We start from the raw sequence: 23,372 nt of genomic DNA on the forward strand, positions 1-23,372 counted from the left end.
GTATTTCCAGGGTCACCCGTACCAGAGATACTGAGTGTACCGTCAGTGTTTACCGTAATCACTTGCGTTGGTGCATCTGGTGCTGTGGTATCTGTAGAAGTGTCGATTACCACATTATCAGAACCAGCAGTTCCTAAATTCCCAGCTGCATTACTATAACTATCCGCATCTACGGTGACTGAACCCGTCGTGTTCAAACCATCTGTTGCGGTAAATACTGCGTAATAAGTAATTCCATCGGAAGTTGTTACATTGCTAAGAGTGCCACCAGATAACGAAATATCAGAATTACCAAAGTCTGCGGTGGCTTCACTAAAGGTAAATACTACTGTCGATTCATTGTCAGCGTCACTTAATGTGCTGTCTACGATGTTTACGCTTACCGATGGATTTTCAGTATTAATCGTCACTGTATCTGTCGCAGTTGAACCCAGATTACCAACATTATCACTATAGCTATCTGCTTCTACAGTTACTGACCCTGTCGTGTTGACACTATCCGATGCAGTGAATGTCGCTGAATAAGTAATATTGTCAGATGTTGTTAGAGTGCTTAAGGTACCCCCTACTATTGTGATGTCGCTATTATCAAAATCTGGTGTTGCTTCACTAAATATGAAAGTGACATTTGATTCAAGATCAGCGTCATTCAGATTAGTATCTTCGATATTGACAGTTACAGATGGATTAGCAGTATCGATAGAAACGCTATCTGTTCCTGTTGACCCACTATTACCCCCAACATTTGTGTAACTACCTGCATTTACGGTGACCGTACCAGTTGTACTCAAGCCGTCTGTTGCGGTAAAGATAGCGGTATAAATAACGTTATCAGATGTGCTGACGTTACTTAGTGTGCCCCCTACTAATGTAATGTCACTGTTATCAAAGTCTGTAGTCGCCTCACTGAAAGCGAAGGTTACATTAGAAATATTATCAGTATCATCTAATTCAGTATCAGTAATATCCACATTCACCGAAGGATTAGCGGTATTAATAGCTACCGTAGCGTCAGCTGTTGTACCTAAATTCCCACCGCCATTTGTATAGCTACCTGCATTTATTGTCACGGATCCCGTAGTGTTGACACCATCTGTCGCGGTGAAGGTTGCGGTATAAATGATGTTATCAGATGTACTGACGTTACTTAACGTTCCTCCTACCAGAGTAAGATCGGAGTTATCAAAATCTGTTATCACTTCACTGAAGGTGAATGTCACATTGGATTCATTATCAAGGTCGCTCAAATTACTATCTGTAATATCGACACTTGCTGATGGGTTAACGGTATCAATAGCAACAGTATCTGTGCTTGTTGTACCTGAATTTCCACTTGAATTTGTATAGCTTCCGGCATCAACCGTCACTGAACCAGTCGTATTAACACCATCTGTTGCGGTGAATATTGCTGAATAATTAATATTGTCAGATGTACTAACGTTACTTAAGGTACCGCCCTCTAGAGTGATATCATTGTTATCAAAATCTGATGTTGCTTCACTAAATATGAAAGTGACATTTGATACACTATCGGTATCGTTTAAATCAGTGTCTTCAATGTTTACAACAACGGATGGGTTAGTGGTATTAATTGTTACTGTATCTGAACCTGCTATACCCAAGTTACCAGCAGCGTTTGTATAACTGCCTGCATCAACAGTTACAGAACCTGTTGAATTAGTACCACCAGTAGCCGTGAAGATAGCTGAATAAGTAATATTGTCAGATGTTGTTAGGATACTTAAGCTACCCCCTTCTATTGTGATGTCGCTATTTTCAAAATCTGTTGTCGCTTCACTGAAGGTGAAAGTCACTGATGACTCATTATCAACATCAGTCAAATTTGTATCTGTAATATCGACACTCACGGATGGATTGACAGTATCTATGGCAACCGTATCTGAACCTGTGGCTCCTAAATTTCCAGCTAAGTTTGCATAGCTATCAGCATCTACTGTGACTGAGCCCGTTGTGCTCAATCCATCAGTAGCCGTGAATGTTGCTGAATAAATAATATTGTCTGATGTTGTTACGCTGCTTAAGCTGCCACCTACTAAAGTAATATCACTATTATCAAAGTCAGTTATCTCATCGCTAAAGGTAAAAGTAACCGTTGATTCATTATCACTATCGTTTAACTCTGTATCGACGACGTCAACACTCACTGATGGATTAGATGTATTGATTGCGACTGTGTCTGTACCTGAGGCTCCGGGGTTACCAGCGCCACTTGTATAGCTACTTTCATTAACAGTTACCGAGCCAGTTGTGTTCTCACCATCTGTTGCTGTGAAGGTGGCGGTATAAGTAATATTGTTAGATGTGCTGACGTTACTTAAGTTACCACCTACTACAGTGATATCACTGTTATCAAAGTCTGTAGTCGCCTCACTAAAGATAAAAGTTACTGTAGATTCACTATCGGCATCGTTTAAGTTAGCATCAATAATATCGACACTGACTGATGGGTTTCCTGTATTGATAACGACAGTGTCCGAATTAGTAGTTCCTAAGTTCCCTGCTGTATTCGTATAACTGCCTGCTGTTACGGTCACAGAACCGGTGGTATTAGTGTCGTCTGTTGCAGTAAAGGTAGCCGAATAATTAATGTTATCCGACGTCGTCACATTGCTTAAAGTACCGCCTACTAAAGAGATATCTGTATTATCAAAGTCTGTAATCGCTTCACTGAAAGTAAACGTTACTGATGATTCTTTATCGGCATCATTTAACGCTGTATCAACAATGTCGACACTGACTGATGGGTTAATTGTCTCTATTATCACCGTATCTGAACCGGCTGTGCCAAGGTTACCAGTGCCGTTACTATAGCTATTCGCATCCACTGTCACAGACCCTGTCGTGCTCAAACCATCTGTAGCTGTAAAAGTGGCTGAATAAGTAATATTGTCTGATGTTGTTACGCCGCTTAAAGAGCCGCCTACTAAAGTAATATCAGTATTATCAAAGTTTATGGTGGTTTCGCTAAAGGTGAAAGTAACTGTAGATTCGTTATCCCCATCGTTTAGGCTGGAATCAATAATGTTTACACTAACAGAAGGATTAATAGTATCGATAGCAACTGTGTCTGTGCCTGTTACCCCTAAATTGCCGCTTTCGTCAGTATAACTATCTCCATTAACAGTCACAGAACCGGTTGAACTAAGCCCATCTGTTGCAGTAAATGTTGCGGTATAAGTGATGTTGTCAGATGTTGAAACGTTACTTAATGTACCTCCTACCACCGATATATCGGTATTATCAAAGTCAGTAGTAGCTTCAGAGAAAGAAAAGATAACTGAAGATTCATTATCAGCACCGTTCAAAATAGTGTCTACAATATCAACACTGACGGATGGGTTGGCAGTATCGATTTCGACAGTATCTGAAGCTGATGTTCCTACATTACCATTTGCATTTGTGTAGCTCGCATCTGTAACAGTGACTGAACCTGTTGTGTTCTCGCCATCAATTGCCGTGAAGTTAGCTGTGTAAGTAATATTATCCGACGTTGTTACAGCGCTTAAGCTACCTCCCACTAAGGCAATATCAGCGTTATCAAAATCAGTTGTAGCTTCACTAAAAATGAAAGTTACCGATGATATGTTGCTACTATCGTTTAAATCAGACTCCGCAATAGCAACACTCACGGATGGATTTACAGTATCAATTGCAACCGAATCTGTAGCCGTTGCACCTAAATTGCCTGACGCATCGGTGTAACTATCAGCATCTACCGTGACAGAGCCTGTTGTGCTCAATCCATCAGTAGCCGTGAATGTTGCGGTATAAGTCAGGTTATCTGATGTTGTAACATTACTTAAAACACCTCCTACTAAGGTGATGTCGCTGTTATCAAAATTTGAAGTTGGCTCACTAAAGGTGAAGATTACTGATGATTCCAGATCGGAGTCGTTTAGCTCAGTATCTACAATATCGACACTAACGGTAGGAGCAGTAGTATCCAGAGTTATGGTCATAGATGGTTCAAAAGACCACGACATCAAACCACCACCTGAATTGAAAATATACATTTTCAGGCTACTAGTAGGCGTATCTAAATTGTAACCGACGGTATGTCCATTCTCTTCACCTTTCATATTCAACAATACGGATGTCGCATCTGCAGGTAACTCAGTAAATTGTCCGATGAGATTTAGATTGTTATCCCCGTCAGGATCATTAATCAGAAATGAACCCACATTATCCGAATTTCCGGTATTTACAGAAACTACGGCACCTCCTGGATTAGTGCCTAGTGTCCAGCTGCCTGGCGCTGACCATGCATAGGCATCTCTGATATTCGTAGCGCTGTATGTACAGAGAATTTCAATACCTAACGCTCCGATTACACAACTTTTACCCGCAGTCAGACTCTGGATGTTTTCAATAGCTATATCATCTAACTCGAATGGTAGAGATGATGCCGACACAGCATAATCAAGAGTTATTAACTCATCATTTCCTACGTCAGAACCTGTCGACCCTATTGTTGGCGTCGATCCCGGGACAAATACCGTAGATGCACCCAGAGAACTTGATGAATTACGAGTGATATCGACACAATACTCAGCGGCCGAATCACAAAGTCTCATACCGCTAGTTATCGCAGTTGCCTGATTTAAAGTTCTTGTTTCAGCAAAACCGATGTTAGGAGTTAAAAACGCAAACAGGAATAATGATACTAATGCTGTAATTTTTTTAGAATTTAAGGGTCTAATTTTTATATTATTTGATGGGCCGTTCGTATGATTAATACGACTATTCTGTATAACCTCAAAATTGTTTTTAGCTCTATTTTTATTTGTTTTTTTAGCTAAAAGTGAGAAAACTAGAAATTGAAGTTCCTTTAGAAATGCCATACCCAAACCCGTGTATTTTATTTAGTTATTTATGGAATATTAAATGTGTAGATATAAATTTTTATTTTTAGCAATCTACTTTTTTCATTGAACGAGAAGACGTTAACAATAAATCTGCAAAATGCTGCTATGCAATGTTTATGCATGCAATATTATTTTATTGTTACTGAATTTAAAATGAACGAACTGAATGAATCCAATACTTATCATTCTCATTTGCATTAAATATAAGATTAATTCTCATCCCATAACATGATTTCATAAGACCTCTTAATGGACTGATAATTAAATATATATTTTTATATCCAAGTCTATTTTTAGCCGCAGAAAAACAAGATGAATTTCCAGTAAAAATATTTTTAATTTTTTTTTGAACCTGAACGATCACTCTCTTTATAAACAAAGCAATGCATCCTTTATGACCCAACTTTCTCTCTGAAAACGTATTTATTGGGTATTTAGAGATATTCAATCACCAGTAATTTCCAGCTAAAATTCAAACTTAGAACTCTATTTATCAATCCTTAATAGTGAAAATAATATGACTGAACAGACACGCTCTGATAACCAAGAAATGGACTTTTCCAGTGGCCTCGCCGCTTTTGAAGCCAAACACTTTTCCCGCGCGATGCAATTACTTTCTCCCTTTGCCAACGATGGAGATGCGCACGCACAACACATGCTGGCGATCATGTATCAAAATGGTCTGGGGACTGTTGAAAACCCCACGCAGGCAGTGAAAATGATGACGGCATCTGCCGAGCAAGGTTATCCAATCGCCCAGCACGGTTTAGGTTTTATGTATATGCAAGGTGAGTGTGTTGTGAAAGATTCAGCGAAAGCCGTTGAGTGGTTTGAAAAAGCAGCAGAACAAGGTTTGCAAGGATCAATGACGACGCTTGCGATGATGTATGAACAAGGTGAAGGCGTTGAACAGAATGCAGAAAAGGCTAAAGAGTTGTATAAAGCGGCGGGGTTTGATGATCTTGCTTAAACTATTTCTTCCTTCATCTGTTTAAGTATTCTCGATAGATTATCAAATATAATTAAAGTCACCCCCCTACTTTGGGGCACTTTTTTACCAGCGCTTAAAAGTGTTTCAGGATAATTAGCAACGCAAGATTAATAGCCATGCAAGATAACAAGTTACTCGTCATTTTCAATAAAGAGCCCGTATTAGAATTTGATAGAAATAAACCGCTTCCCGGAAAACAACGGCAATACCTGGATCGTATGGATGAACGCATGAATCAGGGTATTCAGCTGGGAGATACCTTTATCGAAAATCCCAACCCTTTGCAACGCGCACAATTTGTCGCCAACTCTTTGGTCAATGCATTATTAAAACAGGATTTTAACCAGGCGATTGCGATGTGTACTTTTCTGGGAAAACGCATGCCAGAGTTACAACAAATACAGTGCGAAGGTACTGAAGGAGAAGGCGCGAAGGATAGCAGTGAGAAAGATGTAACTTCGAAAGGAAAAGACGGCGGAATTTCTATCGAATTCATCTACGATAGAAGTTATGAACAATCGCAACAAGAACAGCCTATTCAGTTTTATAAACCTGAAAAGCCTTCCGAACACTAATTTATAAACTAATACACCCCCCCACTTATAAGGCTTTATTTAAAAAAAGCCTTATAAGTGGGGGGTGTATTTAGATTTTTGTACGACTAATTAGATTTAGATTAATTCGTAGATTAAGAATAACGGCTTTCTAAATAAGCAAACGTAGCCAATAAGCCCATCGCTTCGCCACCTTTCGGTCTTCCTGCACGATCTCTTGTGTTATACGCCATCACATCAAAATGTGCCCACTGAGTTCCTTCAGTAACAAATTCATTGAGATACAACGCTGCAGTAATCGCACCACCGTAACCTTCTGATGAGCTATTCACCATATCGGCGACTGCACTTTCTAATTGATAACGATAACCTTGGTGTAAAGGTAACGGCCATAGTAACTCGCCGGATTCTTTCGAGGCTTTTTGTAAATCAGCAATAACTGAATCGGTGTTACTGAAGAGTGCCGGTATTTCTGTACCTACGGCAACACGAGCAGCGCCAGTCAGGGTGGCGAAATCGATGATTAAATCTGGCGTTTGTTCGCACGCCAGGGCTAATGCATCACACAATACAACGCGACCTTCAGCATCTGTATTATCGATTTCAACGGTTTTATGTGCGCGGGTATCAATGATATCTCCCGGACGATAGGCATCTCCTGAAACCGCATTATCCACAGACGGAATCAATACTTGAAGTCGAACAGGTAGGTTTCTGCTCATAATCAAATGCGCCAGACCTAACACATGCGCTGCACCACCCATGTCCTTTTTCATATTACGCATAAACTTGGATGGTTTTAAATCAAGGCCACCTGTATCAAAACAAACGCCCTTACCGACCAAACTAAGTACTGGGTTTTTCTCATCACCCCAATTCATTTGCAAAAGTCTTGGTGCGTGATCGCTGGCACGACCTACCGCATGTATCGCGGGAAAGTTTTCTTCCAGTAAATCATCACCGACCACTTCACTAAAAGTTGCATCGTGTTGTTCGGCTAACTCTTGAACTAGCGAAGACATATCTGCTGGCATCATGTGGTTTGCTGGTGTATTGACCATATCTCTAACGAGTGTGAATGCATCTACAAAGGCATTTACTTCATCCAGCTGTTGCTCTTCAACGCGCAATACGGCTTTCTCTTTAGGTTCCAGGAAATCAGCTTTAAAGAAATCGAAACTGTAATCGCCAAGTCCCCAGCCGATAGTGGCCTTTAGTTTCTCAGCCTCTGACCAGTTCGCTTCCAGATGGTATTGACCCGCAGGCAAACTCTTTGGTAAACCAGCTATTGACCACATTAATAATTCAGGTTTATTGGTGATGTTTTCTTCAACACCGACAAATACCATTGATAGCGCACCATTTGCATCTGGCACGACACAAAACTGATCTGGCTTGGCCTCGAAACCGTTACTCACAACCCATTTTGATACGTTTTCTGGGTACTGTTTTAAAGTAGTTTCAAGTTCACTGCTAGACACAGGATTCAAAGGAATACTGTGGTTATTCTCGGTGGTATAGCTCATAAATTTCTCAGTTTGTGTTCGTTAATAATCTTTTCTAAAAAGACAGATTACAGTGCCGCGGGGGCATACAGTAATTGTGTGATTTCATTATAGTCTGGGTGGCTTTCGCTTATCAAACCTCGTCTGATTAATAAATCTATATTGACCAGGTTACAATTAGCCTTGAAGTCATTACTTGTATCTGTGATATCTGCCATTTCTTCTAGTGACATCAAGATAAACTCATCAACTTCGCCATCGGTATTGACGGGTGTAAAGTCGTCGGGTAGCCATAAATCATAATTAAACAATGTATCGACATTTAACCCTCTATTCTTTTCGCTATGCGTTTCACCCCGATAATGAATTTCGCTCATTAATTCGGCTTTCGCTGAAATAGATTCTGGGATTGCCGCTTCTTCTGCCGACTCTTTGATGACGTTCTCAATCAAGCTTATTCCAGCAGGCTGACCACCTGCGACGATCTGATCAAGACTACCGGGCCAGAACGGTTTATCTTTGGCACGTTTTGCAATCCAGATGTACACACCGTCATTTTTTTCTACCAGACCGTTGATATGTACTCCATAACCTCGTGCTCCAAAGTAGCTGACGGATGCTCTTTCAATTAGCACCGCAGGCTCATCACCGAAATGATTGGTAATGGCATACAGCTCATTCACCCAGGTATCAATAACACCCTCTTTGTGGAGTTGTTCCAACACAGGTTTTATTGCGGCACTACGCTCTTCACAAGTGCTTAAAGCAGGATTAATCGTTAGACAATCTGATTCGATAGCGAAAACCTTGTCATAGGTTTTTAGCTGTTCGACAAACTCTTTTTTTGCCCATCCATATTGAATACCATTCACAAGAAATGGCATGTAATTCAGTGGATTATAATGATTACACTGCTTGATATGATCGAGAAAACTCATTCTATTTACTATCGCCTACTTAGTCTTGTCAATTAAACACAAGACTCTGGAAAAAGTCGATAATAGAGCGATGTCTGCAACGATGCAATTTGTAATCTATCTGCGCATAAGATCATTAATGGGCTTGCATACCAAGCTCGTGTTCCACGCTTGCATAAAATCCTTACATCCAATGAATACAACCCCTTATCTTTAGTTTAGAGTGATTCGAAAACTCTGTTCTTTATTACCCCTATAATTCCTTCGCTTGAATCTATCAATGGTTCAAACACACTATATTTCATACTGAAAGGACTCACTGATGAAACTGAATGGATCTCTATCTATCGTTTTTGCTGCATCATTATCTATAATTTTAAGTGCCTGTGGCGGAGGTGGAAGCTCTTCGTCTGCTTCATCTGACTCAACCGATAATTCAAACTCAAATGACACTGTTGATGTTGTTATCAGTGATGCACCATCAGTCACCGCACTGCCGAGAATAGTGAATACCACTAACTGGAAAAGTGCTCCGTTACTAACGCCCCAAAGCGATACCGACTTAGAAGTCGAAGTGGTTGGCAATGAATTACTCATTACCATTCAGTCTGATAATTTAAGTCATGGTGATCATGTTCAAATCTATCTGGATACTGACAATACCGCTGCAACAGGTTTTCAATTTGAAAATCAGGCTTGGTCACAAAGTGGGGTCGATTTCATCATAGAAGACGGTGACCTATTCAAATCAACCGCAAACGACACCACCTGGAGTTGGGATACAAATGCAGGCGATATCACTTATGCAGTAAGCATTGATAAATTAAAAATCAATATCGATCTCGCCCTACTTGGTGACATCTGTAACAACCTAAACGTGGGTGTAATGACTCGCGATGATGATTGGAATATAGCAACCTTCTACCCAATTTCTGCGAAGATGCAGTCATTCACCCTATCTTATTGCTCAACAACACCTGTAGATATAGAAGCGCCAGTTCTTAGTTTGATTGGTGCAAATCCACTTAATCTTGAAGTTGGGTCTACCTATAGTGAACTAGGTGCAACAGCTATTGACAATATCGATGGTGATTTAAGTACAGGTATTGTTATCTCATCAAATGTAAACACTGCTGTAGCAGGTAGTTACACTGTTAACTATAGCGTTAAAGATAATGCAGGTAATAAAGCAACAAAAACTCGAAAAATTGAAATCACAGCAGTTACGCCTGAAGGCATTACTGTTGACGGAAATGCTTCAGATTGGATAAATATACCGACCTTAACGAGCTCATCAAATGGCATCATGAAGGTCACCGATGATGCTGAAAAAATCTATATTTTAGTAAACGCCGATAACCTCAATGAAAACACTCAAATTTTCATGGATAACGATAATAGAGCGAGCACCGGCTTAGATCTAGCCGCACACATGAGTGGCTGGTCGGCAGGTGCTGACTATATGTTAGAAAACAACTCACTCGATAAATCAACAAGTAACTCAGCGCTATGGGCATGGGACTATACAATTGGTGATACAGAGTTTGTTAAAGCAGGAAATATTCTGGAAGTCGCCATCAAAAAGTCAGACTTTGAATATCTAGGGAATAAAATTCCAATGGCATTTATGAGTCGTGATGAAAACTGGAATGTGATGTATCAGATTCCTGAGCAAGCAATGCCTGTTTATACCTTGCTATTTCCAACAAACTCTAATCAAGTGAAAGCAAATGCCGACCGCATCACTGTGGCTAATGCAGGAACCATCACTATAAATGTACTGGCAAATGATATTTCTTATTCTGGTAGTGCACTTGAAATTATTCTTATAGATGAACTTCCTAGTCACGGAACGGCGACTATTGTTTCAAATAAAATAAAATATAAAGCCGATGTAGACTTTACGGGTACAGACACCTTTAGCTATTCAATCGCAGATGTAGCAACAGGACTTTACGAAGATGTAGCCACTGTAACAGTTGAGGTAGCAGCACCAACTAATAGTGCACCTATTGCTAAAAATGACTCTGCCAGCGCACCTTATAATACGCAAATTGCAGTTAATGTATTAGAGAACGATAGTGATGCTGATGGCGATACGTTAAGTATTTCTAGTGTTGGCGAAGCAGGAAATGGTCAAGCTGTAAGTTCTGGTGGAAATATTATTTACACACCAAACACAAGTTTCACAGGAACTGATTCAGTCTCTTATAAAATTAGTGATGGCAACGGAGGAACTGCATCTGCTGTATTAACAATTACGGTTCAGTCAATACCAAATCAAGACCCAGAAGCAAAGGATGACTCAGTAACAACAGTTGAAACTAATGAAGCATCAATAAGTGTATTACGTAATGATTTTGACCCAGATGGAGACAATTTAGCAATCATACAGATTTCTCAAGGCTCAAATGGAACTGTTACCTATAATTCAAATTCAGCGTTTATTAGATATAAGGCAAACACTGGGTTCTTAGGAACTGATACATTCACTTATATTATTAGCGATGGAAATGGTGGAACAGATAAGGCCCTTGTAACTATTGTCGTTACTAAAAATAATCCTCCAGTGGCTGTTGATGATAATGTAACTACTGATGGTATTAATACTTTACGAATTCGAGTAAAAGACAACGACTTTGACCCAGATAATAATGGCACTGACCTTACCAATGATTACACTCAACCAAGTAATGGAACTGTAGCTAGAAATACACCATCAACGCTTGATTACACGCCAAATTCAACTTTTACGGGTACAGATACATTTACCTATACTATTCAAGATAGAAGTGGAGCTACAGCGACAGCTACAGTATTTGTTACGGTACCAAACAATTCCCCTGATGCTGTTGAAGATGTGGCAGATGTAGATTTCGATAAGACCGTATTAGTCAATGTATTATCCAATGACACAGATCCTGATGGTGACACGTTATCAGTTCAGTCAATCGTTCAACCTACGGTTGGATCAGCTGTCCTGAATAACGATGGTACGATTCTCTTTAATCCTGAAGGAAATATTGGAAGTATTACAGTTTTCTACACGGTTTCTGATGGTCGAGGTGGTACAGATGTAGCAGCATTAACAGTTGCTAGCACTGACCCTAATGACGGTAACGATGCTTACCCTTCTATTACCAATGAAGTTGTCACTACGCCTAAGAACACTGCAATCTTTATTGATGTATTAGCCAATGACTCCGATGCTGATGGTGATGTTTTGATACTTGATCAAATCAGCCCTCCTGATAATGGTACCGTGGTTAAACAGAGTGGCGGTGGTGTTTTATACTCCCCTAATGCTGGGTTTATAGGCACTGATATTTTTTACTACGGTGTTCACGATGGCCATGGGCACAACGGCTCAGGTAATGTAACGATCACAGTTACTGAGTAACTCAATTTTCATACACCAAAAGCCAGGGAATCTCCTTGGCTTTTTTTTTGCATCCGTGTTTAACTCTGCAAATGACTAGCATTTACCAAAACGAACACATACGCATAGAAGTAGAAGATTCTGAAATTCCATGGCTGAAGATTTTTGCTCAAGACAACAGCAAAGAAATGACCGATTGTGATCAGGAAACAAAGCAACAAATCTGGATGCTGCTTGATCTAATCGAACGAGAGATGCTGGAATACTTCAAACCTGAAAAAATCAATATCGCATCGTTCGCCAATTATTTACCTCAGGTGCATTGGCACATTATGGCGCGCTTTAAAGAAGATAGTTTTTTCCCCGAACCGATGTGGGGCAAAAAACAACGAGAAGCCAATCTAAGCTTCCCGGATATGGATATTTTCATAAAGCAATTATTACAAAAACTGCCTTAAATATATGCTTTGCATCTGATGTTATTAAAAGACTATTTGGGAGCCATCTGTTCTTTTAAGAATGTCATGAAGCCTTCCATAAATACGTAATTTTCAGCAGCCTGTTTTACATCATGACCTTCTGCATCTAACTTTGTCACTAAGCTTTCGCTTTGAGATAAGACATATTCCATTTGCTGTTCATCAAATAACTGAGTTGCCAACGCCAAGTCATCTTTCTCTGCTGATAATAACGTAGGTACCAAATCAACATTTTCGATTGGTGAATCAGGGTCCAGAATATCAGCCACTAAATTAGATTCTAAAAAGGCAAAATTTGCTTTTCGTGCAGCATCTTCCTGATCTAGTTCTTGCAATGCATGAGAGTCCGTTCCCGCTCCCTGACGCACAGATTGCATAATCACAGCCAATAACTTTTTAATCGACTCTTTCACTCTGCTCTGATCATCCGCAACACTGACTGACGCCGCATACATCTTATCCAGACGGTCTTTAATTTTCAGAATGACGTCGCTGTCTTCATTCAAATCAAGAGAAACGGCCTGAGTCATCAAGTCGCGAAAATCTGACATGAATTGCTGCAAAATATCGTGATCTTTTTTCTGATTTTCTTGCAAAGAATCACTGTCGACTTCAGTTTGACGTGTACCAAACAATACATTGTTATTGCGTCTTATTAAGTGACGTTCATGCGCGCCCGGGTTTTCACTGGGATAAAAAACCCCATCGATTTTGTCTTCCATTAATGGTTCTCATTGGACTAGGTTGAAGAAGCGTTATGCTAACATGATCCTGCAAAAAATTAAGTATCACTATGGGTGCATATTATTGTTTAAGTCACCCCCCTACTTTGAGGCACTTTTTTATCTCATCGAACGAAGCAATAGGATGCGAAGCTAAACCAATCCGATTTAGTGATGATAGCCTTCTGTATTAACAATTAGATATATTTTTGTAATAAGACTATTTTGATCATCGTTAAACAAACTATCACTAAAAACTAGGCAGGACTCCGTTTGTGTCTATAATAAATTAATCCGAGAAGCTACTTCTCCCTAAACATCGTTTTTATGACTACTGCTGACACGACAACCAAGAGTGCTTCTTTATTTACGCCTGTATTAATTGCGGGCTGTATTATTATTCTGGTGAGCTTCGCTATCAGGGCTTCATTTGGTGTTTTTCAAATTCCTATCGCCACTGAATTCAGCTGGTTAAGGGCTGATTTTTCTTTTGCCATTGCCATTCAAAATCTGTTCTGGGGTATCGGACAACCTATTTTTGGTGCACTTGCAGAGAAATATGGCGACCGTAAAGCGATTATCACGGGTGCACTTTTTTATGCCGCAGGTTTGATATTTTCTTCGTTTGCGATTACCCCTGGTCAACACCAGTTTCTGGAAATTCTGGTTGGTTTTGGAATTGCCGGAACTGGTTTCGGCGTCATTTTAGCGGTCGTTGGGCGCGCCGCATCTGATAAACACCGCTCCATGGCTCTTGGAATCGCAACGGCAGCGGGTTCTGCTGGTCAGATTGTGGGGCCTCCGTTAGCGCAAGCCATGCTTCAAAGCATGCAATGGCAATCTGTTTTCATGATGTTTGCAGGGTTTATCTTATTGTCGTTATTCGCATTAACCTTTATGCGCGTGCCACCGCCACCTAAAGTTGAAAAAAATGATGAATCCCTCGGTACTGTTTTAAAGAAGGCTTTTAAAGACCCTACCTTTGCTTTTATCTTCCTCGGTTTTTTCTCCTGTGGTTACCAGCTTGCATTTATCACCGCGCACTTCCCCGCGTTTATTGCGGAAATGTGTAGCGTTATTTCGCCCGACAGCATCATGCAAACGCTTGGGGTTTCGAGCACCACAACACTTGGGGCGTTATCGATAGCCATCATCGGTGTGTTTAATATTGGCGGCACTTTACTCGCTGGCTGGCTCGGAAGCAGATATTCAAGAAAGTATTTATTAGCAAGCATTTACATGTTGCGCACAATTATCGCTGCGCTATTTATTCTTAATCCGATAACACCTGCTTCTGTGGTATTTTTCTCTGTCACTATGGGCGCACTCTGGTTAGCAACGGTACCATTAACCTCGGGTCTGATTGCGCATATCTATGGCTTACGTTATATGGGCACGCTTTATGGACTGGTATTTTTCTCACACCAACTCGGCGGATTCCTCGGTGTCTGGTTGGGTGGCAGCCTCTACGATCTATTCGGTAACTACAATATTGTGTGGTGGATTGGTGTTGGTGTAGGCGGGTTCTCAGCAATTATCCATTTGCCCATTGATGAACGACCATGGGCAAAACGCCAACCACAACTGGCAACGACTTAAAATAAGGTATTTAAGAACCAATATTAGTCACCCCCCCTACTTTGAGGCACTTTTTTGGATTAAAGCTTACCTTCTGCTTCTAAAACCTCTCGCGCAATACGAAAACATTCTACCCCTTGTGGCACGCCACAATAGATCGCAATCGCATGAATAGCCGCCCGAATTTCTTCAACCGATGCGCCATTTTTTAACGCGCCTTTCAGGTGTAATTCCCATTCCTGCATTTTGCCTAATGCCGCAATCATGGTGAGATTCATCAGTGATCGTGTTTTGAGATCGATTACGTCATCGCCCCAACCGAACCCCCAACACCATTCGGTCATCATTTCCTGAAACGGTCGACTAAAATCATCTGCGGATTGAAGCGTGTTTTCCACATATTCCGCACCTAGCGTCGCTTTCCGTTGGTTTAATCCCAATTCAAATCTTTCTTTATCCATAACTTATTTCCTCTCACTCGCGTTTAATAATCAACCTTACTTTTAGTTTAGTTTGCGTTTTGATTTAATTTTACTTTTAAATAACTCATAAATTTTATATCACCCATAGAGCCTTCGCCCACGATATGAATAAAAGATTTTGTAATTTCACCTGAGTACGTCGTAATCAGATAACGGTAAGTCGTTAATTCTGGAGCATAAATAATGGTTAAACCATACACTTAATAAAGATACAGAAATGCGCTCACTAATCAGGTTCACTTTTACAGGGTTTAGATATGGCTGAAAACGATAATGATTCAAACTATGATGACGAAGAAGATATTGATTTAAATGCACTCGATGACGATGAATTAGTCGAGCAAATGCAAGATGATCTTTATGACGGTCTCAGAGAAGAAGTTATTGAAGGAACAGAAATTCTATTAAAACGTGGCTGGGAAGCGGGAGATGTTTTAACCAAAGCCTTAGTAGGTGGCATGACCATCGTTGGCATCGATTTTAGAGATGGTATTTTATTCGTACCCGAAGTGCTTTCCTCAGCGAATGCCATGAAAGGCGGAATGGAAATTTTGCGCCCTCTTCTATCTGCATCAGACGGAAGTCGTGCAGGTAAAATGGTTATTGGCACCGTTAAAGGTGATATCCATGATATCGGTAAGAATCTGGTAAAAATGATGATGGAAGGCGCTGGTTTTGAAGTGATCGACCTTGGTATTAATCAGTCTGCCGAAGATTTCTTCGCGGCGCTTGAAGAACACAAACCGGATATATTGGGAATGTCAGCTCTTCTCACCACAACTATGCCGTATATGAAAGTTGTCATCGATGAGATGGTTGCACAAGGCATGCGTGAAGATTACATCGTGCTCGTTGGCGGTGCACCACTCAATGAAGAATTTAGTGAAGCAGTTGGTGCCGATGCCTATTGTCGTGATGCGGCTTCTGCCGTTGATATTGCCAAAGAGCAGGTTGCTCTGCGCAGAGCCAGCTAATGTAATGAAATCTGATCCCAAACAAGTTGTAAATATTATCGCTTGTGGTGCACTCGCGAATGAGCTTGTTGCTTTGAAAACATTAAACCAATGGGATCATTTTAATATTGACTGTCTACCCGCGAAATACCATTCAACACCGGCATTAATACCTGATGCAGTTCGCGAAAAAATCATACAAATTCGAACACATAACGACGGGGAAATTCTCGTCGCTTATGGGGATTGCGGCACTGGTGGCTTATTAGATGTTGTTTTAGAAGAAACCGGCACAAGCAGATTACCTGGGGCACATTGTTATCAGTTTTTTGCTGGTCATGATGCCTTTAATGACTTGCATGAAGCCGAAATTGGCACTTTTTATCTCACTGATTTCCTTACCCAGCATTTCGAGACCTATGTGTGGAAAATGCTAGGTCTTGATCGTAAGCCGGAACTGCTTGAAATGTATTTTGGCAATTACAAAAAACTTATTTATTTAGCGCAAACCGATAACCCGGAACTCGATCAGAAAGCTGAGGAATCCGCATCTCGTCTTGGTCTTGCTTATGAGCGCATTTTCACCGGTTATGGTGAAATGGAAGACGAATTAAATAAAATATCAAATCAGGTTATTAATATTGAAAACCTGACATTAAACACTTCACTGGAGAAAACAGCCTAGTGCCTAAAGTAGTGATCATTTATTGGCGCGATATTCCATCGCAAGTCACCGTTCAGGAAGGACGTAAACGAGCAAAAAAGCTATTACCCGCTCGATTTCAAGAAGCAATTGACCGCGCTGCTATGCGCGCTAAGAAAATCGATAGTGATGCTTATCTTGAGGACTGGAAGCGCACAAATACCAAACAAGAAGGTGATATAAACGAACTTGTGGAAAGCGTAGCTAATCAGATTGAAGCAGAGTTCACTGATGAAAAACTCGATAGCATTGTCAGAAACAAAGGCTTACTCCCAGAAAACACAGATCAGGCAAACCCATGCGGAGACGCTTAAAAATGTACTCGGTTCGTAAATGGACAGTGAGTCATGCGAAGAGCTTCAATAGCGTTTATAAAATATTAGAAAATACTCTAAGTGCCCTGCACCCTGTTTGGAAACTAATAGGTTATGAGCGTGTTGAAAAGCCTGTCGCCTTTGTTGAGAAACACGTAAAAGGCTTACTCTTTGACTGTCAAATGTGTGGTCAATGCGTACTTCATGAAACCGGTATGTCCTGCCCCATGAATTGCCCTAAAACATTAAGAAATGGTCCTTGTGGTGGCGTGAGGGCTAACGGCAATTGCGAAGTAAAACCCGAGATGCGTTGTGTATGGGTTGAAGCCTGGCGTGGCGATCAAATTATCAACAATAATCAATCAATAGCTGGGTCAAGAGAATCTATTTTAAATGTACAAATTGCGGTAGATCATAGTCTTAAAGGACGTTCTTCATGGCTTAAAGAGGTTCGTGAAAAACATCTAACAGTGAAGGATGAGGTTTAATGAAATTCTCGGACGAACCTATCCCAGGAGAAAACCTGAGCATATTACCGGGGCACAATTCGTTTGGTCGATTAGAACGTATTTTACGCGCAGGACATTTCACCGTCACCTCTGAAATGGCGCCTCCAGATTCTGCAGACCCGCAAGAAGTCTATAAACAAGCAGCCCTTTTCGATGGCGTCACGGATGCCATTAATGCCACAGATGGTTCAGGTGCAAACTGTCATATGTCGAGTGTTGGCGTATGCTCTTTGCTAACCCGCAAAGGCTATTCGATGGTGATGCAAATTTCGTGTCGAGATAAAAACCGTATCGCTATTCAAGGTGATGTTTTGGGTGCCTCTGCCATGGGTGTGGCAAATATGCTTTGCTTAACTGGCGATGGTGTTCAGGCGGGTGACCATCCAGAGGCTAAACCCGTTTTTGACCTTGATGCAATGACACTACTTCAAACGATTAAAATAATGCGTGATGAGAAACGTTTTTTAAGCGGGCGTAAACTTGATACACCACCCCATTCTTTTCTTGGCGCTGTCGCAAACCCTTTTGCAGAACCCAGGGAATTCAGGGTTGATCGTTTGGCAAAAAAAATCGAAGCTGGCGCACAGTTTATACAAACACAGTACTGTTTTGATATTCCGGTATTTAAAGAATATATGGCGCGTGCTGGTGATAAAGGCTTACTAGATAAAGTGTTTATTTTAGCCGGAGTTGGTCCTATGGCGTCAGCGCGTTCTGCGACCTGGATACGTGACAACGTGCCAGGGATTCATATCCCGGACTGGGTCATAAAAAGATTGAAAGATGCTGAAAACCCGAAACAGGAAGGTCAGCAAATTTGTATCGAGCTCATGCAACAACTAAAACAAATCGAAGGTGTTGCAGGAGTACACGTGATGGCATACAGACAAGAATCCTCTGTAAAAGACATCGTTTTAAAATCTGGCGTTTTAGGAGATAGAATTCCTTGGCACCCAGATCAGGCTGAGTAATCTGAATATTCATTTGCTGTACCTTGGATAAACTCAATGTAAAAGAGGAGAAGTAAAATGACCAGAACGGTATTAAGCTCGCACAGTAAAGAAATTGCGATTGGTTTTAATGAGCCCTTTGTTATGATCGGTGAGAGAATCAATCCCACTGGCAGGAAAATTCTTGCTGAAGAAATGAAAAACGGTGATTTTACACGTGTAGAAATGGATACCCTGGCTCAGCTAGCTGCCGGGGCTCAAATGCTGGATGTAAATGCCGGCATACCCTTAGCTGACGAACCTAAAATTCTCGCAGACACCATCAAATTGGTCCAATCAATTACGGATGTCCCACTGTCTATTGATTCATCCATCGTCGCTGCTTTGGAAGCGGGACTTGAAGTCTATCAAGGTCGCCCCTTAGTGAATTCAGTTACTGGTGAAGAAGATCGTCTGGAAGATGTATTACCCCTCATCAAAAAATACAACTGTGCTGTGGTTGCAATCTCAAACGATGAAACAGGAATCTCGGAAGATCCGAATGTGCGCTTTGAAGTAGCGAAAAAAATAATCGAAAGAGCTCAGGATTATGGTATTAAAGCCGAGGACATAGTGGTCGATCCGCTGGTGATGCCAGTTGGTGCAATCAACGATGCTGGAAAACAGGTATTGCATTTAATCAGTCGCTTACGCAATGAATTAAAAGTAAATACCACCTGTGGCGCGTCTAACTTTAGTTTTGGTATTCCTAACCGAAACGGTATGAATGCGTCATTCATTAGTATGGCAATGGGGGCTGGAATGACATCAGCCATCGTGAATCCATTACACACAGAAGTGGTTCAGGCTGTACGAGCAGCTGATGTGGTGATGGGCAATGACCCTGATTGCGCACAATGGCTTTCTAATTATCGTGAACCACCTGCAGCAGGAGCACGCGAACGTTCTGGACGTCGCCGCCGCAGAGGTTAACATGACAGACATTTTGAGCATTAATAACAAAGAGGATTCTCACCTAACCGGGAGTTGTCATTGCGGTGGCGTAAAGTACCGCATCGATGGACCAGCACGGGACGTAGTTAATTGCTTTTGCTCAGAATGTCGTAAAACCAGTGGTCATCATGTTGCGGCAACACGCGTCAATAAAGATCATTTAACAATGGAATCTGAAAACACCTTAAAGTGGTATGAATGTTCACCTGGCACTTTTAAGGGGTTCTGCGAAAATTGTGGTGGTAATGTCTTCTGGGACAACAATAAGGATAATCAAATCAGCATTGGTGCGGGAACTCTAGATGCACCAACACACTTAAAAACGGTAGGCAATATACATACTGAAGATGCCAGTGATTATTGTGTTATTCCTGCTCTAGAAAATGATAAATAGATTGAGATAAATGAATGAGCACTTTTAAAGTCGTTTTTACGCCATCAGGTATTCGCGGAGACATAAAAGAAGGCACAGATGTATTATCTGCAGCGAGAGAATTAGGCGCAGATGTTGCTTCACTCTGCGGTGGCAATGGCTTATGCACCCGTTGCAAAGTTAAATTAAGTACAGGCTCGTTTCCTAAACACCAAATAGAATCTCAGACACAACACCTCTCCCCTATTACTTCTGCCGAAAGAGAGCGAATCAGTGAAGCAGACTTAGAGCAAGGCTACCGACTCAGTTGCAGTGCAAAGATACAAGGCGACATCGTCATCGATGTTCCAGCAGAAAGTCAGACACACCAGCAGGTCATTCGTAAAGATGCGACCGTGTTAGATATAGAAAACAAACCAGCCGTTAAACTGATCACAGTCGATGTTGAAGAACCAGATTTAAATTCACCCACGGGAGATTTGGAAAGGCTCAAAGATGCCATTGAGTTCGAGACAAGTCTCACTGACTTATCGATTGAAACCCATTTATTACGCGATCTACAACCTGCGCTTCGAAAAGGTAAATGGACAGTGACTGTTGCCATTTATGAGAACCAGCGCATTATTGGTATTTGGTCAGGTAAACAAGAAGATGCTTATGGCTTGGCAGTCGATATGGGGTCTACCACCATTGCTGGTCATTTGTGTCATCTAGCTACCGGTGAAGTGCTCGCATCACACGGCATTATGAACCCTCAAATACGCTTTGGTGAAGACCTGATGAGTCGGGTTTCGTATTCAATGATGAATCCAGGCGGTGATTTAAAAATGACCGCTGCAATCAGAGAAGGCATTAACCATTTAGTTGATCAGCTGTTGATTGAGGCAAATACCTCACCTCGATCTGACGACAAGCCAGTGTCTAAAGATTTACTGCTAGATGCCACCTTTGTCGGCAATCCGGTTATGCACCATATTTTTCTTGGGATCGATCCCGTTGAGTTAGGTGGAGCGCCATTCGCATTAGCGACCCAAGCTTCGATGACCTTACCCGCTAGAGATTTAGATCTACATTTGGCAGCCGGCGCACAGGTTTATTTACCGCCTTGTATTGCCGGACATGTTGGTGCTGATGCAGCTGCAGTAGTGCTTTCTGAAGCACCTTATAAAAATGACGCGATGACACTCATTATTGATGTGGGCACCAATGCTGAAATTATTCTAGGCAACAAGAAAAAGCTGGTAGCGGCCTCATCCCCAACTGGGCCTGCCTTCGAAGGCGCACAAATTCATAATGGGCAACGTGCTGCACCGGGCGCGATTGAAAGAGTTCGAATTGATCCTGAAACGCTGGAACCACGCTATAAAGTGATAGGGGTAGATCTCTGGTCGGACGACCCTGGTTTCGATGAAGCTATTGGCGAGACGGGCGTCACCGGCATTTGTGGCTCGGGCATCATCGAAGCTATTGCCACCATGTATCTCGCAGGCATTGTGACCACTGATGGCGTCATTAACGGTGAAAAAGCCAGTATATCTGCGCGCATTGTTAACGATGGAAAAACCTGGGCTTACAAAATGGTGGCGAGTAAAAACGATGATAGCGACATCAACTCGGCCAGATCTGAAACAGGTGTTCTGATAACTCAAAATGATATTCGTGCCATTCAACTCGCAAAAGGCACGCTCTATGCCAGCGTGCAATTATTGATGGATAAGATACACGTCAAGAAAATCGAGCAGATCCGTTTTGCCGGTGCATTTGGTGCGCACATCGATCCGAAATACGCCATGCTTTTGGGAATGATTCCAGACTGTCCTCTCGATCAGGTGCAATCTGTAGGCAATGCCGCCGGAACAGGCGCAAGAATTGCCTTAACCAATCTGGCGGGACGTCGTGAAATCGAAAATGAAGTATTGCGCATGGAAAAAATTGAAACAGCTACGGAAGCCAGTTTTCAGGATTACTTCGTAAATGCCATGGCAATTCCACACAAGATAGATACTTTCGAGCACCTATCTCAGGTTGTTTTACTGCCTGCAAAAGAAGAATCGTCTTCAGACTCGCCTCGCTTAAGAAGAAGGCGTCGTTCATCTCGTGGCGGCAAACCAAACATATCGCGATAACATTTACTAAAGTGAGGGGCCGATGAAAAACCACAGACAAGTGATATATCAATAATCGCCTTTTCTGTTTGTAACAACAGTCTTCTGGCGTTGCGTAAACGTAATCCCAAATAATATTGCGTAGGTGTGCAGTTCAAATAACTTCGGAATAAACGCTCGAGTTGACGTCTTGAAATGCTGACTAAACTGGATAATTCGTCAGGCGTTAATGGATCTTCAATATTTGCTTCCATCAGCATTACGGCTTCGGTCAATTTAGGTTGACTCGTACCGATTTGCTGTCTTAAGGGAACACGTTGTCTGTCGGTCATATTACGCACATGATCAACCAGAATAGTTTCACTCACAGCCGCCGCAAGTACTCTTCCATATTGACGTGAAATCAAATGATGCATCATGTCGAAAGGCGTTGTGCCGCCCGCACAGGTATAACGATTACGATCCACTTCATAAATGTCATCAGTGATATTTAAATGGGGAAATTCTTCGCGCATAGACGCTATGTTTTCCCAATGCAAAGTACAACGATAGCCATCAAGTAAGCCTGCCTTCGCTAAAATATAGGCACCAGTGCATAAGGCACCGAGCACGACCCCTCTTTTATCCTGATAACGTAAATACTTGCCTATTGATTCTGACCAGGTACTGCTGATTTTTACGCCGCCGCAAACAAACAGCATGTCATAAACATCAGTATCTTGATAATTACGGTTAGGTTTAACTTCTAGCCCATTACTTGCCATGACTAATTCATCGTTAGGCGTAATCGTCTCCCAGGTATACAGTTCAGCGCCTTGTAAACGATTTGCTAATCGCAGCGTATCGATTGCAGCCGCATACGCAATCAAAGAAAATCCGGGCAACGCCAGAAATCCAAAATGTTTCGGAGAGAAATTCTCACTAGTTAAGTCTTCAGTGATCAACGATGCCTATACCTATGTAACAGTCACAATATTAC

The 23,372-nt window shown here is 41.5% G+C and carries 19 protein-coding genes; 13 read left to right on the forward strand and 6 right to left on the reverse strand.

The window, feature by feature from the left end; all coding sequences use genetic code 11:
• On the reverse strand, positions 1-4,862 hold a 4,862-nt coding region (locus OO007_RS13860; protein WP_325809245.1), incomplete at its 3' end, for a beta strand repeat-containing protein.
• Positions 4,863-5,403: 541 nt separating this feature from the next.
• On the opposite strand from OO007_RS13860, the gene OO007_RS13865 reads away from it, so the two are divergent.
• Both OO007_RS13865 and OO007_RS13870 read left to right on the forward strand, forming a co-directional pair.
• On the forward strand, positions 5,404-5,856 hold the full coding sequence (locus OO007_RS13865; RefSeq protein ID WP_325809246.1) for a tetratricopeptide repeat protein: 453 nt from the start codon (positions 5,404-5,406) through the stop codon (positions 5,854-5,856).
• A gap of 137 nt (positions 5,857-5,993) precedes the next feature.
• Complete coding sequence (locus tag OO007_RS13870; protein ID WP_325809247.1) at positions 5,994-6,452, forward strand: hypothetical protein; 459 nt, start codon at positions 5,994-5,996, stop codon at positions 6,450-6,452.
• Between the two features lie 113 nt (positions 6,453-6,565).
• Here the strand turns inward: OO007_RS13870 and OO007_RS13875 are convergent, their stop codons facing one another.
• Positions 6,566-7,957, reverse strand: coding sequence for a leucyl aminopeptidase family protein (locus tag OO007_RS13875; RefSeq protein ID WP_325809248.1), 1,392 nt, complete (start codon positions 7,955-7,957; stop codon positions 6,566-6,568).
• Positions 7,958-8,004: 47 nt separating this feature from the next.
• The gene (locus OO007_RS13880; RefSeq protein WP_325809249.1) at positions 8,005-8,874 is read right to left on the reverse strand and encodes an NUDIX hydrolase; all 870 of its coding nucleotides are present in this window, start codon (positions 8,872-8,874) and stop codon (positions 8,005-8,007) included.
• Between the two features lie 301 nt (positions 8,875-9,175).
• Here OO007_RS13880 and OO007_RS13885 point away from each other — a divergent pair, with 301 nt between their 5' ends.
• Positions 9,176-12,253, forward strand: coding sequence for an Ig-like domain-containing protein (locus OO007_RS13885; RefSeq protein WP_325809250.1), 3,078 nt, complete (start codon positions 9,176-9,178; stop codon positions 12,251-12,253).
• Between the two features lie 71 nt (positions 12,254-12,324).
• Positions 12,325-12,690, forward strand: coding sequence for an HIT family protein (locus OO007_RS13890; RefSeq protein ID WP_131906704.1), 366 nt, complete (start codon positions 12,325-12,327; stop codon positions 12,688-12,690).
• A gap of 32 nt (positions 12,691-12,722) precedes the next feature.
• Here OO007_RS13890 and OO007_RS13895 read toward each other — a convergent pair whose 3' ends face one another.
• Positions 12,723-13,433 carry a hypothetical protein gene (locus tag OO007_RS13895; RefSeq protein WP_325809251.1) on the reverse strand — a complete coding sequence of 237 codons (711 nt, stop codon included), beginning with the start codon at positions 13,431-13,433 and terminating at the stop codon, positions 12,723-12,725.
• A gap of 327 nt (positions 13,434-13,760) precedes the next feature.
• On the opposite strand from OO007_RS13895, the gene OO007_RS13900 reads away from it, so the two are divergent.
• Positions 13,761-15,032, forward strand: coding sequence for an MFS transporter (locus OO007_RS13900; RefSeq protein ID WP_325809252.1), 1,272 nt, complete (start codon positions 13,761-13,763; stop codon positions 15,030-15,032).
• Positions 15,033-15,091: 59 nt separating this feature from the next.
• Here the strand turns inward: OO007_RS13900 and OO007_RS13905 are convergent, their stop codons facing one another.
• A complete protein-coding gene (locus tag OO007_RS13905) occupies positions 15,092-15,472 on the reverse strand; it encodes a carboxymuconolactone decarboxylase family protein (protein WP_299881047.1) in 381 nt (126 codons plus the stop codon).
• 278 nt (positions 15,473-15,750) lie between these two features.
• On the opposite strand from OO007_RS13905, the gene OO007_RS13910 reads away from it, so the two are divergent.
• The 8 genes from OO007_RS13910 to OO007_RS13945 are packed head-to-tail and all read left to right on the forward strand — an operon-like array spanning position 15,751 to position 22,414.
• Positions 15,751-16,467, forward strand: coding sequence for a corrinoid protein (locus OO007_RS13910; RefSeq protein ID WP_131906708.1), 717 nt, complete (start codon positions 15,751-15,753; stop codon positions 16,465-16,467).
• A complete protein-coding gene (locus OO007_RS13915) occupies positions 16,364-17,131 on the forward strand; it encodes a DUF1638 domain-containing protein (RefSeq protein WP_325809253.1) in 768 nt (255 codons plus the stop codon). Before OO007_RS13910 ends, OO007_RS13915 begins: the two co-directional genes overlap by 104 nt.
• The gene (locus tag OO007_RS13920) at positions 17,131-17,463 is read left to right on the forward strand and encodes a virulence factor (RefSeq protein ID WP_325809254.1); all 333 of its coding nucleotides are present in this window, start codon (positions 17,131-17,133) and stop codon (positions 17,461-17,463) included. The genes OO007_RS13915 and OO007_RS13920 overlap by 1 nt, the downstream gene beginning before the upstream one ends.
• Positions 17,448-17,951, forward strand: a complete 504-nt coding sequence (locus tag OO007_RS13925) for a methylenetetrahydrofolate reductase C-terminal domain-containing protein (RefSeq protein WP_325809255.1) — start codon at positions 17,448-17,450, stop codon at positions 17,949-17,951. Before OO007_RS13920 ends, OO007_RS13925 begins: the two co-directional genes overlap by 16 nt.
• A complete protein-coding gene (locus OO007_RS13930; RefSeq protein WP_325809256.1) occupies positions 17,951-18,943 on the forward strand; it encodes a methylenetetrahydrofolate reductase in 993 nt (330 codons plus the stop codon). Before OO007_RS13925 ends, OO007_RS13930 begins: the two co-directional genes overlap by 1 nt.
• Before the next feature lie 57 nt (positions 18,944-19,000).
• The gene (locus OO007_RS13935; protein WP_325809257.1) at positions 19,001-19,894 is read left to right on the forward strand and encodes a dihydropteroate synthase; all 894 of its coding nucleotides are present in this window, start codon (positions 19,001-19,003) and stop codon (positions 19,892-19,894) included.
• Between the two features lies 1 nt (position 19,895).
• The gene (locus tag OO007_RS13940; protein WP_325809258.1) at positions 19,896-20,309 is read left to right on the forward strand and encodes a GFA family protein; all 414 of its coding nucleotides are present in this window, start codon (positions 19,896-19,898) and stop codon (positions 20,307-20,309) included.
• A gap of 14 nt (positions 20,310-20,323) precedes the next feature.
• Complete coding sequence (locus tag OO007_RS13945; protein WP_325809259.1) at positions 20,324-22,414, forward strand: ASKHA domain-containing protein; 2,091 nt, start codon at positions 20,324-20,326, stop codon at positions 22,412-22,414.
• Here OO007_RS13945 and OO007_RS13950 read toward each other — a convergent pair.
• The gene (locus OO007_RS13950) at positions 22,309-23,337 is read right to left on the reverse strand and encodes a GlxA family transcriptional regulator (RefSeq protein WP_325809260.1); all 1,029 of its coding nucleotides are present in this window, start codon (positions 23,335-23,337) and stop codon (positions 22,309-22,311) included. The genes OO007_RS13945 and OO007_RS13950 overlap by 106 nt on opposite strands.
• Between the last annotated feature and the right edge of the window lie 35 nt (positions 23,338-23,372).

The sequence above is a fragment of the Cocleimonas sp. KMM 6892 genome (genome assembly GCF_035798195.1).
Taxonomy (GTDB): domain Bacteria; phylum Pseudomonadota; class Gammaproteobacteria; order Thiotrichales; family Thiotrichaceae; genus Cocleimonas; species Cocleimonas flava.